13 protein-coding genes are annotated in these 13,813 nt (G+C 36.4%); 8 read left to right on the forward strand and 5 right to left on the reverse strand.

Annotation, left to right across the window (positions count from 1 at the left end; all coding sequences use genetic code 11):
- Positions 1-16: 16 nt before the first annotated feature.
- Entirely contained in the window at positions 17-1,108 is a 1,092-nt protein-coding gene (thiO, locus tag H6G57_RS11985; protein WP_190518846.1) for a glycine oxidase ThiO, read from the reverse strand.
- Between the two features lie 40 nt (positions 1,109-1,148).
- Complete coding sequence (locus tag H6G57_RS11990; RefSeq protein WP_190518847.1) at positions 1,149-2,951, reverse strand: hypothetical protein; 1,803 nt, start codon at positions 2,949-2,951, stop codon at positions 1,149-1,151.
- Positions 2,952-3,009: 58 nt separating this feature from the next.
- On the opposite strand from H6G57_RS11990, the gene H6G57_RS11995 reads away from it, so the two are divergent.
- From H6G57_RS11995 to H6G57_RS12030, 8 genes are all read left to right on the forward strand, one after another.
- Positions 3,010-3,366, forward strand: coding sequence for a hypothetical protein (locus H6G57_RS11995; protein ID WP_190518849.1), 357 nt, complete (start codon positions 3,010-3,012; stop codon positions 3,364-3,366).
- Positions 3,367-3,389: 23 nt separating this feature from the next.
- A complete protein-coding gene (locus H6G57_RS12000) occupies positions 3,390-4,847 on the forward strand; it encodes a GMC family oxidoreductase (RefSeq protein ID WP_190518851.1) in 1,458 nt (485 codons plus the stop codon).
- Between the two features lie 140 nt (positions 4,848-4,987).
- Positions 4,988-6,052, forward strand: coding sequence for an NAD(P)-dependent oxidoreductase (locus tag H6G57_RS12005; protein ID WP_190518853.1), 1,065 nt, complete (start codon positions 4,988-4,990; stop codon positions 6,050-6,052).
- Positions 6,053-6,054: 2 nt separating this feature from the next.
- Positions 6,055-6,633, forward strand: a complete 579-nt coding sequence (locus H6G57_RS12010) for an ElyC/SanA/YdcF family protein (protein ID WP_190518855.1) — start codon at positions 6,055-6,057, stop codon at positions 6,631-6,633.
- A complete protein-coding gene (locus H6G57_RS12015) occupies positions 6,630-8,276 on the forward strand; it encodes a hypothetical protein (RefSeq protein WP_190518857.1) in 1,647 nt (548 codons plus the stop codon). The genes H6G57_RS12010 and H6G57_RS12015 overlap by 4 nt, the downstream gene beginning before the upstream one ends.
- A gap of 52 nt (positions 8,277-8,328) precedes the next feature.
- Entirely contained in the window at positions 8,329-9,354 is a 1,026-nt protein-coding gene (locus H6G57_RS12020; RefSeq protein ID WP_190518859.1) for an NAD(P)-dependent oxidoreductase, read from the forward strand.
- 93 nt (positions 9,355-9,447) lie between these two features.
- Positions 9,448-9,810: an SMR family transporter gene (locus tag H6G57_RS12025; RefSeq protein ID WP_309235867.1), complete on the forward strand. Its 363-nt coding sequence runs from the start codon at positions 9,448-9,450 to the stop codon at positions 9,808-9,810.
- Positions 9,811-9,864: 54 nt separating this feature from the next.
- Positions 9,865-10,944 (forward strand): UbiA prenyltransferase family protein, encoded by a 1,080-nt coding sequence (locus H6G57_RS12030; protein WP_190518860.1) that lies wholly within the window; start codon positions 9,865-9,867, stop codon positions 10,942-10,944.
- A gap of 66 nt (positions 10,945-11,010) precedes the next feature.
- On the opposite strand, the gene H6G57_RS12035 is transcribed toward H6G57_RS12030, so the two are convergent.
- The 3 genes from H6G57_RS12035 to H6G57_RS12045 all read right to left on the reverse strand — a co-directional run bounded on the left by H6G57_RS12035 (position 11,011) and on the right by H6G57_RS12045 (position 13,779).
- On the reverse strand, positions 11,011-11,451 hold the full coding sequence (locus H6G57_RS12035) for an aspartyl protease (protein ID WP_190518862.1): 441 nt from the start codon (positions 11,449-11,451) through the stop codon (positions 11,011-11,013).
- A gap of 375 nt (positions 11,452-11,826) precedes the next feature.
- Positions 11,827-11,976: a hypothetical protein gene (locus tag H6G57_RS12040; protein WP_190518864.1), complete on the reverse strand. Its 150-nt coding sequence runs from the start codon at positions 11,974-11,976 to the stop codon at positions 11,827-11,829.
- Positions 11,977-12,087: 111 nt separating this feature from the next.
- A complete protein-coding gene (locus tag H6G57_RS12045; protein WP_190519011.1) occupies positions 12,088-13,779 on the reverse strand; it encodes a transglutaminase family protein in 1,692 nt (563 codons plus the stop codon).
- Positions 13,780-13,813 lie beyond the last annotated feature (34 nt).

Below are 13,813 nucleotides of genomic sequence, written 5' to 3' on the forward strand. Positions count from 1 at the left end.
CTGATAATTTTAGCTTTTAGGGTTGAAAGCGATCGCTTCTAAAATGATTTAATAAAGGATCATATTGTTGGTCTAAAACCCAATTAGAAATTAATTCAGCCGTAACCGGAGCCAATAAAATTCCATTGCGATAATGACCGACGGCTAAGGTTAAATTTTCCCAAGAACTCGGCCCTAATATGGGTAATAAATCTGGCGTTTCCGGTCGAAATCCCCACCAAAATTCTTGAAGGGGAAACTCTTTTAAAATCGGATATAATCCCATCGCTCCTGAGAGTAAGGTTTCAATACCATTGGGGGTTAAACCGCAGGTAAATCCAACATCTTCTGATGTTGCTCCAATCACAATTAAACCATCTCGACGGGGGACAATATAAATATTAGAACCGAATAAAACCTGTTTCAAAGGTAAGGGTTCAAAATCATCAGGAACTCGAACGGATAACATTTGTCCCTTGCGGGGATATACAGGAATTGATAATAATTCTCCAGCCCAAGCTCCCGTTGTTAAAATATAATGATCGGCTTTAAAATTACCTTGATTGGTGATAATTTTTGTTACCTTTTCTGGGGAAGTTACTAAGGTTTTGACTGTGATTTCTTCTATAATTTTAACCCCTAATTCCTGAGCCGCCCTGTACAAGGTTTTGACTAACCCCCGACGGTTATCGACTTGACCATCCTGGGGAAACCACCATCCTCCCACAACGTCATCCCCTAACCCCGGTTGCTGCTGTAAAATTGCTTCTCGTTCAAGCCAGTAACTCGGTGTGTCTGGGGTTTGGGGTAAGATGATACAGTCGGGACGTTCGTAGACGGGGGCTAAAATCCCACAGGGCCAATATCCAGTTTCTAACCCCGTGAGTTCCTCCAGTTTGCGTGTCCAATCGTTATAGAGGGCGCGACTGCGTAAACATAAGTCTAGCATGGGGCCAGGAGGAATTTGTTCGGCTTGGGGGGCTAACATTCCGGCCCCTACAATACCCGCCGCTTCCTGTTGATTTCGACTTAGAACAGTTACCGTTGCCCCTCGTAATTTTAACTCAACGGCTAGGGATAATCCGATTAAACCGCCTCCGATTAAAATAATTTCATTTTCTGGTTTCATAACGGCTAAATATTGATCTAATTAATTCTATTTTAACAGTTTAGGGTTTCTTTTTGGGTTTAACCGTCACATAATTTTCACCGTTTAATTGAATAAATTGTTGACGTTTGGGGTCATAAACCCAGGCTTTAATCTTGTTCTCGCCTACAGGAAGAGATTCTCCTGAAAAAACAACTTGCCATCCGGCTCTTGTATAGGATTTCGATTTTAATAATTCAGCAATATCAGGTCTAGCCACTGTAATATAAGCATTGGCAAAAAATGATTTTTGATTGTTATAGGACAGAAAAATAAGATTAGGTTGTTGCTGGGAATCTGGGAGAATTGCCCACCCGCTTAAACTCATTGGCATTTTGCGGCGAATGACTAAAGGCTCATTATTGGGTAAAGGATGAAGATAACCATATTTTAAATTAGGGTCAGATACAAAAGGAATTGTTTCAGCAAAAGTTCTTAATTGTAAGGTTTTTAGTCTTTTTACCTCCTGTCTTAAAAAGGCAACATCAGGATAAATTCTGACTAAACAACTGTCTACTGAAGTGTTCAGAAAAGGAGAATCTTCCAGATAATCAATCAGTGTTAAACAGGTTTGACCACTCTTTAAGAAAAAACTTAAATCCGTTGCTTGAATGACTGCATATTCTCCTCTCAATATTGTTAAACTCCCTAAAATACCGACTAACACACCATAAGTTAGGACAGTATTAATTCCCTGATTTTTTAATAATTCTAAAGCAGAAATTTTGAAGCGCACCCAAATCAAACTCAGTTGAAAGATAGCGACCAATAATAGTAAAGTATGAGTAGTAAAGCGAGAACTTTGTAGAATACCATAGTCGGCGCCTAAATAATAACGTCCCTTAGCAATTAGAACACTGGAAAGCAAGCCAAATAACCCAATGGATATCCAAGGAAAAGCGAAAGAATAGAGATGAGGATTTTTAATTAATAGTTCATAGAGGAGATAAAAGAAATAGCAAAGGATGATCAAACCCAAAACCCAAGACCATTGCAGGGAACCGATTAAGGGAGAAGCAATAATATTAAATAGAAAATGAATTAAAAATAAAGTAGGATTTTGAGCTAAATCAGGATTATTTTTAAACGCATCATTTTTTAACGCTTCATCAGGTTGATAACCTAAAAAATATATATAGGCAGAAATTAAAAATAATAAAATCCAAACTAAGAGACGCTTTCTTCGTTGAGTCAAACTTCCTTCTAACCCTAAAACACAAGGAATTAAAGCCAACCAAGATGCTAAACCTTGAGCCGAAGAAAAACTAGCAATTCCGCATAAAATAGCCGAGCCAATATATTGCCATTTAGTTGATAAAAACTTAGGGTAAGATAATATTAAACAAGCAGAAATAGTACAAAAATTAATTAAAAATATAGCAACCTGAAATCCCCAAAGCCAATTTTGATATTGAATCCAAGAAAAAAAGACTAAACTGGTTAGCAGGTTTGTTAGATGAAACAAGTTATCTTGTTGCTCAGGGTTTGTAAGTCGGGAGAGTTGATAAAGGCCTAAAAAGGTTAGAATTGCTAGTAAAAAGCTGCAAATTAGCTCTGCATAAATATTCCAGTTCAAAGTTAACCCTAAACCTAAAAAAATCAACTTCGGGAAGATTAATCGATGATAATTATGTAAATTAAATAAATCAATAAATTGTAAAGTTCCGCTTTTAAAATTCTCGAATAAACTAGGTAATATCCATTGATCATGATAAGGGACATCCACTCCATAATCAAGAATAAACCAAGCCGTTGCCAAGGGAGGGATTAGATATAAAATAATTAAAGGAATCTGAGCATAAATAGATGATGCACGTAGGTTCATTCGGGATTATGATCAAAACATTGCCAGATTTTAAATGAAGTAAGCCAGATTGTCAACTATGATTCAACACCTGTTTGTGAATACTGTCTCTGCGTTGTGTTATTCTTTAATTGATCAGCGTTTTCCATCCGATTTTACTCCCCTAAAATTTCCCCATAATTCTGTTGTTAAGTTTGTTTTAGAGCAACAGAATCGAATGCCAGATTATCTCCAATTTCCCCTATTTTTATTAACGTTAATTTTTGATTTTTGGGGTTTGCTTCGTCGAGGTTCCTTTTTTCATTGTCAGTCTCCATCTAGTCGTCAACTTCAAGTTAAAGCTTGGAAAAATTCACCCTTCCAAGTTTGTCGAGATGTGATGCGATTTTATGAAAGTCTAGTGGTATTATATTGGCAATCTGATTCAATTCATTGATAAACTGACTTATTATTAATCCTATGCTTCAACCCTCAGAATCTGATTTAAAAGTTGAAATTGCTATCATTGGTTCTGGCCCTGGAGGAGCGATTACCGCCTGTTTATTGGCTGAAGCCGGACGGGATGTTTTATTAATAGAAGAAGGCGACGATTTACCCTTAGAATCCTGTCAACCCTTTTCCGTTGAAGAAATGGTGCAAAAATACCGAAATGGAGGGTTAACCGCAGCCTTTGGTCAACCCAAAATTCAATATGTGGAAGGTCGATGTGTCGGGGGAGGAAGTGAAATCAATAGCGGACTTTATCATCGAACACCCTCGAATATTTTAGAACAATGGCGCACAGAATTTGAAGTAGACGCTTTAACCGAAGTTGATTTAATTCCTCATTTTGAAGCTTGTGAACAAGCGGTTAACGTCTGTTATTTACCAGGGAAAGCTCCAACAGCATCTTTAAAATTACACGAAGGTGCGATACGTTTAGGTTGGCAATCTTTAGAAGTTCCTCGATGGTTTCGTTATGAAGAATCTGATGAAACTTCCGTTCCCAAAGGAACTCGACAATCGATGACAAAAACCTTTATTCCTAGAGCGTTAAAAGCGGGATGTAAACTCTTAGCAAACACTCGGATTAACAGTCTTCAACAAACGGATAAAACTTGGATTTTAACAGGAACTCGTCAAGGGAATAATATCCCCGAAAATTCGATTAAAATTCAAGCCGAAACCGTATTTGTTTGTTGTGGTGCGATTCAAACTCCAGCCTTATTAAGACGAAGTGGAATTAAAAATAATATTGGTAATTCATTAAGAACGCACCCAACTGTTAAAATAATTGCTCAATTTAATGAGGATATTAACGCCTTAGATATGGGGGTTCCTGTCCATCAAGTCAAAGAATTTTCACCTCGATTTAGTTTCGGATGTTCGATTAGTTCTCCTCCCTATTTATCGGTGGGAATGACTGACCATCCTCAATATACAGAAACCGTTGAAAAACAGTGGCAAAACATGGCAATTTATTATGCTATGATTACTGGGGAAGGTTCGGGTACAGTCAGAAATATTCCCTTTTATCAAAATCCTTTTGTTCGCTATAAACTAACCTCTCAAGATTTAAAAGATTTATCAGAAGCGTTACAAAAATTAGCGTTATTATTGTTTGAAGCGGATGCAAAAATTCTCTATCCTAGTATTTCTAATACTTCTCCCTTGACCCATCCTCAAGATTTAAGTACAATAGCAGAAAAACTTCCGGTCAAACAAACAAATTTAATGACCGTTCATGTTTTTTCCTCCTGTCCAATGGGAGAAAATTTACAAAAATGTGCTGTTAATTCCTTTGGTCAAGTTCATGGATTCAATAATTTATATATTGCGGATGCTAGTTTACTTTGTACCGCACCAGGGGTCAATCCTCAAGGTTCAATTATGGCGATCGCTCGTCGAAATGCGTTAAAATTTTTAGATAAACTTTAAGGTAATGAACTAAATTAACCCCTTAACTCAGGAGTTTTACAAATGTCATCGCCGGACAAGCTGTTCCAATGGATTATAACCAATTATGAAGTCTTGTGTAATTAATTTTGTTGACCTACTTAATGCGGAATAATAAAATTATGGAATTAAAAACTAACCTTATTTTAGTTACAGGTGCATTAGGGTGGTTAGGAATTCGTTTAGTCGAATCATTGGTTAAAGGATTACCCGATTTTGACCCCCTGAATCAACCTCAAAATAACTTAAAAATTCGGTGTTTAATTTTACCAGAACAAGATGCAACCCTATTGCAAAGAATATCGGATAAAATTGAAATTTATCAAGGAGATTTAAGAAACCCTCAAGATTGTGATCGCTTTTGTGAAAATGCCGAAAATGCTATTTTATTTCATACGGCTGGAATTATTCACCCACAAAAAGTATCAGACTTTTATCAAATTAATGTAGAAGGAACAAAAAATCTATTAAATTCTGCGGTTTCTGCTAAGGTAAAACGAGCTATTATTGTATCCTCTAATTCTCCCTGTGGTTGTAATCCCCATCCTGATCATTTATTCGATGAAATCTCTCCTTATCATCCCTATATGAACTATGGACGATCAAAAATGTTGATGGAATTGGCGGTTAAAAACTATCAGCAACAGGGAAAAATTGAAACCGTTGTTATCCGTCCGCCTTGGTTTTATGGCCCCCATCAACCTCAACGCCAAACCCTGTTTTTTAAAATGATTCGAGATGGAAAAGGGCCGATTGTTGGCGATGGAAATAATCTCCGGTCAATGGCTTATGTCGATAATCTTTGTCAAGGATTATTATTAGCCGCTATCACGGAAAAAGCCAACGGAGAAACCTATTGGGTTGCTGATAAACGACCCTACTCTATGAATGAGATTATTGATACCGTTGAACGATTATTAGAAACAGAATTTCAACAAAATTGTGTTCATAAACGATTAAAATTACCGGGATTAGCCAGTGAAGTTGCTTTAGTTGTTGATGGAACATTACAAGCTCTAGGATTCTATCATCAAAAAATTCATGTTCTCTCAGAAATGAATAAAACCATTGCTTGTTCGGTTGCTAAAGCTCAACGAGAATTAGGTTATCGCCCTACAATTTCCTTAGAAGAAGGAATGCGAAGAAGCTTAACCTGGATTTTTGAAAATTATGGAGGATTAGATTAATCATGGTTAGCCATATTGTTGTCACAGAAGGATTAGTTTATCGGGAAGATTTTGCTCAATACTACTTTTTATCAAATTATTTTGAAGCGGTTTTACAACAAGTTTTAAAGCAGGTTCCTGTTGAGGAAAAAGTATTTATTTCTCCGGGTAATTCCTTTGATTGTCCTGAATCAGAAGAACAGTGTGCTGCAAAATATCTTTTACATTACCGTCCTGAACTCCAAGTTATTGTTCCTGACAATGTTAAAGATCGTCCCTATTTAGATACGTTTGATAATGCTAGATTATTAAAAAAATGGCTAGAACAACAGGAACAATGGCCTTTAGGAGAAGTGATTTTATATTGTAATCAACCCCATGCTTTACGAAGTCAGTTAATGTTTAAGCTGTGTGGTTATAACGTCCAAGAAGTTATTACTTCTTATCCTGAACTTGCAAATAGAACGATGCCACTACGTCTTATTTATTATCATTATTTACCTGCTAATTTGATTTACGAAGCGATTGCTTTAGTCTATGATTTAATTAAGGTGTTTCACTGGATTATTTGTTATAAAAACCTCTATCTATTAAAACCATGATTAAAAAAGGCTACTTCCTAGGAATTTTAATTGTTTCTATTGTTCTGAGTGTTATTATTTACTTTCCGATTATCAATTCTTTTTTTCTATCCGATGATTTTACCTGGATTTATCAAATTCAAACTCAAGGAATATTTGGAGTATGGACAACTGCACCCGATGTTTTTTTTAGACCGATAATTTCCATCCTTTTATTTTTAGATTATCAAATTTGGGGCTTAAATCCTGTAGGTTATCATCTGACTAATATTATCTTTCATGGAATCTGTAGTTTTTTTGTCTATTTGATTTCCTCTCAGCTATTAGTTCATAGTCATTTCTCTAAAAAAACAAGCCAATCCATTTCTATAATTGCAGGTTTTTTATTTCTAGTTTTACCCAGTCATGTAGAAGCAGTTACTTGGATTTCTGCACGTTCCGATGTAGTAGCAACTTGTTTTTTTCTAGCCGCCTTCAATAGCTATTTATATTACAAACATAACTCTAATAAGTTCTGGCTACTCAGTTCTTATGTCTGGTTTATATTCGCTTTACTTTCCAAAGAATCAGTCATTATCTATCCTGGATTAATTTTAGGGTATGAAATTTATCAATTTTTTCAAAATAAAAAACCTCTAAAGCAGCTTTATAAGGTGATGATTTTACCAATATTAATGGCTTCTATTTTTCCGATTTATTTAGGAATGAGATATTTAGGATTAAAGCAATTATTAGGTGGATATGGATCTCAAACTCATCTTAATTTTTCTGTCCCAATTATACTCAGGGGACTTGCTAGTAGCCTTAGAATTATCATACCTCCATTACCTCAATCTGGAGAAGTTCAATGGCAATGGTGTTTTCTCATCTTCATCAGTTTAGTTACGATTTTTGTGATTCAATATTTTCGGTTAGGGGGGATTTACCGAGAACAAGCTAAGTTATTGCTATTTCTAATCTATGCCTTTTTAATCTCAATGTTTCCCGTGATTAATATTAGAGTTTCACTGGGGGATACACAAGCTGAAAGAATTCTTTATTTACCGTCTGTTTTTTTCGTAATTCTACTGGTATTTATTATCAGTTTTCTGGTTAAAAAGAAACATACTATTATTTTTTTAGCAGTAATTTTTTCAATATTTTTGATAAAAAATATCTATATCGCTAATAAAAATTGGCAGATAGCTAGTCAAATTTCTCATCAGTTGATTAAAAGCATTAATGATCAGAGGGGAAATCAACCCGGATTACTTATTATTAATGTTCCCGATAATTTTAAAGGAGCTTACATTTATAGAAACGGTATTTATCACGCAGCACAACTATTTTCTATTCATAACATTAAGATAAAATTTTTGAATATTGCATCGTTTCACAATCTGCTGAGTCCTGAAAACCAACTCAAAGTTGCAGAAATTGAGCCCTATACTTATCAAATTCAATTAGTCGGTGAAGGAATTTATTTTATGAATGTTAGTTTACCTTTAGAACAAACGTTTAAACGAAAAAAATTTACTATTGAAAATTTTAATTTTAAAACTCATCAATCTTATCAAATTAAAATTAAAAACAATATTCCCATTGAGCAAATTTTCTATTATTCTCAAGGTCAACTTTTACCTGTTCCACACCGCAAGCTAAGTTCAACCTTTACGAATGGGTAAATTTCGTTTATGATACGACAAAACAAATGGTGTTGAGGACAAACAGAACTTTATGAAGCACTTAATTACGGGAGGATCGGGGTTTTTAGGAAATTTAATTGCCCGTCGATTATATGAACGGGGAGAAGACGTTAAAATTTTAGATATTTGGGAAGATCCGACCCGTCCCCCAGAAATTGAATTTATTAACTGTGATATTTGCGATCGCACTGGGGTTGCAAAAGCGATGGAAGATATTGATATTGTCCATCATAATGTGGCTTTAGTTCCCTTAACAAAATCTGGTAATAAATTCTGGGAAGTCAACGTTGAAGGAAGCAAAATCGCCGCCGAAGAAGCGGTAAAAGCCGGAGTCAAAAGCTTTATTCACATGAGTTCTAGCGCTTTATTTGGTGAGGCTGAATGTCCGATTACAAATGATACCCCGACAAAAGCTGTTGAGATTTATGGACGAGCAAAATTAGCTGGAGAATTAGCAGTTAGAGACATTTGTGATCAAGCGGGTTTACCCTTAATTGTGATTCGTCCCCGGACAATTTTAGGAGAAGGCAGATTAGGAATTTTTCAGATATTATTTGAATGGATTCAAGAAGAAAAAAACGTTTATGTAATTGGGAGTGGGAACGTTAAATTTCAGTTTGTTCATGCTCATGATTTAATGGATGCCTATCTTCTAGCCCTTGATTTAGGTCAACCCGGAATCTATAATGTCGGAACCGATCGCTTTGGCACGTTACGAGAAGGATTAGAACATTTAATTGAATATGCAGGAACAGAGTCTCAAGTTAAAAGTTTACCCACTGGATTAACCATTGGAACCTTACAACTGTTAGACTGGATGGGGTTAAGTCCTCTCGCCCCTTGGCATTATTTAACCTATCACAAAGAATTTTATTTTGATGTAGATCCCCTGCTAAAATTAGGCTGGAAACCAAAATATTCTAATGATGAAATGTTCCGAGAAAGTTATGATTGGTTTCAAAAGAACTATAATCAACTGCAAGCGGAAAAAGCAGGTTCAGCCCATCGGCGCCCCGTCAAAGAAAAATTACTTTGGGTGTTAAAACAACTCTCCTAACTTAATGGTAGGGTGCGTAAGCCCAGCGCACGCGCCATCTAACATTTTAAGGATGATTAAGAATAATTCAATCTCCTATTCTAATAACAAATCGTGAACAATATCAACTCAGCTAATTGGATTTCATGGAGTTTAGTTTTAATTGCGGCTATGAACACAGGAATTGGCAATTTATTGCTTAAAAAATCTCGACTAGAAGCTCCTGATCCCAGTATACTCACTCTATTATTATCTCCTTGGTTTATGGCAGCAATCCTAGTCTATGGAATTAACTTAATTGTCTTTGCTAAAGCCTTAGATCGCTTACCTGTTTCCATTGCTTATCCTGTCTTTGCTGCCATTGGTTTTAGCTTAGTTGCATTGATGGGAAGCTTATTTTTAGGAGAGCGTGTTGGATTAAATCAAATGATAGGATTAAGCTTTATTGTGGCTGGAATTGTGATTATGTCTCGTTAAAATCAAAAATACTGTTGAACTCATTAGACTAAACTGTGAGGAGTTAAACCATTCATGAAACCAGCAAATCAAGACCATTATTCGGGTGATTCTACTTCTGTATTAGAGACAATTTCTGAGACGACTGATCCTTTATTTAAACCAACTCCATCTAAAACTATTCCCCCCCTAATTAAACTTCTGCGTCCCCACCAATGGACAAAAAATTTATTCTGTTTAGCCGGACTTTTGTTTGGGGGTAGACTATTACAACCCCAGAGCATTTTGCTATCAGGATTAACGGTAATTTTTTTCTCAGCAATGGCATCAGCCATTTATATTTTTAATGATATTCAAGATCGAGAACGCGATCGCCAGCATCCGAAAAAAAAGTATCGTCCCCTTGCGAGTGGTCAAGTTTCAGTTAAAATGGGGTTAGCGATCGCAATTCCTTTAGCAATCATTTCCCTATGGGGTGCATATTTTTTAGGAATTCCCACATTAATTTGCATTTTACTTTACGCTATTAACAATATTGCTTATTCTCTCAAACTCAAAAATATAGCTTTATTTGATGTTAATTGTATTGCCTTTGGATTTGTATTAAGGCTATTAGCCGGAATTTATGCGTTAGGAGATATGCCGACGGCTTGGATTGTTTTATGTACCTTTTTTCTAACTTTATTTTTAGGGTTTTCTAAACGGCGTTCTGAACTTTTATCTCTCTTGCATTTTCAAAACCATCAAGACAGTTTAGAGTCTGAAAACCTAACTCAAGACAATGTAAAATCAGCACCGTTAGAACGCTCTTATTTACACTTATTTTATCAACGGGGAAGAAAAAACCAACAACGTCCAGTTCTCTCTCAATACACCTTACCTTATTTAGATTCTCTGCTCAATAGCACAGCAACAATGACCATTATGTGCTATGCTTTATTTACAATAACATCAGGTAAAAATCCTTCTTTAGTGATTACTGTTCCGATTGTTTATTATGCCGTAATGCACTATAAATGGTTAGTTACAGTTTTAGCTGAGGGAGAAGAACCCAGCCGTATTTTAATTCAAGATCCTACGATTAAATGGAGTTTATTAATTTGGTTAATTTCTTATTTAGCAATCCTGTATTTTAAGATTGATTTATTTCATTAATTTGATGACAATCGATCCAAATACTATCTCTGAATAATAAAAGTCGATCAGACATTAAAACAAAATTCAAATTCTTAAATAACTGGCTGTAGGACTCAGTGGCAAAAGCACGAGAGTTTGTTTCTGCAAATCTAATTCAATACCCAAAGCTTCTAAGGGGATAACGCCCAATAACGGATCTGCTCCTGCGGGCAATTCTATGCACTCAAAAGTTGCGTCTCTTCCCATTAATGAAATTTTTGCATCTTCAAAAATGCGTGCCGTACCGATACCAGTTGTCGTTGCTACAGGTACTGTTTTCAGAAGTTTTAAACCGAGTTGAGCGATCGCATCCTGCGGCAAGCATAAAGTAGTTGCTCCCGTATCTACCAGCACATCTTTTATTGTAATAGAACGGACTCGATCAGCAGGAATTAGATTATCTTCCGCCTTACCTTGGTCTAGCCGATTTGTGATTGTCAACGTTGTGGTAATTTTTCCCATTGGTTCTTTGATAGTTGATGTCATGATTATATCTCTCGGTAGCATTTTAGATTGATTACAACTTTCACGGAAAAGAGCGATCACGCCCGATTGAACATCATTTTACCATATCTATTGTACCTAGCCTGTAGGGGCGGGTTCGCCTGAATATTTGACAGCCATCAACAAATTATAAAAACCCGCCCCAACCCCACCGAAAAATTAACAATTAATTCAATTTAATGGTTATTCAGTGATAGTGATTTGGGATTATTTTTTGGATGGGGGCGGGTTTATTAAGATTATCGGTGGGTGACATAATTTATCGGTGGGGGCGGGTTTATTAAGGTTATCGGTGGGTGACATAATTTATCGGCGAACCCGCCCCTACAAATTTTACCCATTACCCATTACCCATTATTACCGTAGACGTTTTTCATCTTCTCTACGTCTGCGATCGCGCCATTCTGCGAGGGTTAAATAAATCACACCCCCGGTAAAAATTAGCAGCAGCGAGAAAGCAACCAGTACCAAAATATCAACAATTGTCAACTGTTGTAAAACTTCCATAGGTCAATTCAAAAAGCAGTTTTTATCTATTTTAATTCAAAATGTAGGATAGATGACATCAGTTTATTGATAATCACCCCTCCTACACCCCAGAAACCGAGTTTTTACTGTTTAAACCGCAGGTAACTCATCTAAAATGGTAAACCGAACATGATTAATGGCTAAGGTTCCCACAGAGACTTTTTCTCGGTCAACATCAACCCCTTGATTTGTTAATCGTTGAAAGCGGATTCCTTTGCCAATTTCAATATGATACCAAGCTAATCCCATAAAAAACCGCAACGGATAGGGCCCTCCTTCTTGAATATCATCCGGGTTTGATTCCATGGGAACCCAACCGAAACCCGGAATATAAAATTCCAACCAAACATGATTATATTCAGGTTCTAAAGAAACCCCTCGACGGTCAGCAAATTGCGGACATTTATACCGTCCAATGGTGCGACAAGCAATGCCATTTAATCGGGCTAAAGCTAATAAAACCCCCACATATTCCCCACAAGAACCAATCCCTCGCTTCAAAACCACATCAGGATTTTCAATCTTAGAAGTCAGACTATAGGATAACTGATCATAAACATAATTGCGAATACTTAAAAGTTGCCGTAAAAAATTTGTTTCATGGCGAATCGCAGCTTGTGCTGCTTCTTGAACAATAGCCGTATTCATCGCTAAATGATCATCATCGACTAAATATTTTTGGGGGAAATCCGGTGACAAACGAGGAATATTTTCCACCTGACGAGGATTAATTTGATATTTAATACTTCTAACTTCCAACACAGCTTTCCAACCAAAAATTAAACGTTCTGTTGAAGTTAACGGATTAAATCGGAAAACCGCGACTTTTTCCCCCTCTTCAATTTCTTCCCTAAAGGGAATCCCTATATAAGATACCTGTAAAACTTTTTGCCGTTTCGTATTAGACGGTAAGGCAATTCGCCATTCCAAATCTTCAATGTAAACCGCATCTAACGGTTCTAACTCTTCTACATAAGACATCTCGATCAAATAGCCATTAGATGTGGCATAATGCTCAGATTCATTATAATAGAAAGATAAGGGATGAATAAACGTGCGATCGCGTCTTGCTAATTCAAATTGTTCATAGGAACTGGGATTATCTCGAATATAAAGCTCATCCCCAGCATAGGCAACATAAAGAACTTCCTCACCCGTTTCAGGATCAGTATAAAAGGTTAATCCCGTGGGAGATTCAAAGGGCGTTAATACACTAAATCGCGTTTCTCCCGTTCCCCGTTCTAAACAATAAACCGTTTGTTCTTCTCGATCACAAACCCATAATTCCTCATTTTTAATCGTGAGATTTTCCACCCCAATTCCTGGGGAATGGAAGCGGGTAATTTCCTGTCGGGTATTGCGACTATAAACTAAAATAGAAGCCAGTCGATCACAAGCTAAATAAAGGGTAGATTCCCAAACCGCAATTCCGGTGACAGCATCAGGTAATTCCAAAAACAATTTAGGCTCAAGATTAACAATAGAATTCCCTGCAATCACCTGGGGAGCATAATAAACTTCTCGACCGCGAGTAAACCACAACGTATTATCCCAAAAAGCTAAACCTGTAACATCTCTAAATGCTAAAGTTAAATCAGGATTAACCACCGTTGCATTATCGGTTTTGGGGTCAATTTTAAGTAAAAATCCCCGTAAGGTATCAACGGCAAATAAGGAATTTTCTACCCCAATTAACCCATATAAAGCAGAAACCCCCATCGGTCGAATTGTCCGGGGTTTAAAACCCGTATTTTGCCCCAAAGTTGGTGAGTTAAGATTCATAGAAATTGTCATGGTGATAAAATAGCGATCTTCA

The sequence above is a fragment of the Planktothrix sp. FACHB-1365 genome (genome assembly GCF_014697575.1).
Classification (GTDB): domain Bacteria; phylum Cyanobacteriota; class Cyanobacteriia; order Cyanobacteriales; family Microcoleaceae; genus Planktothrix.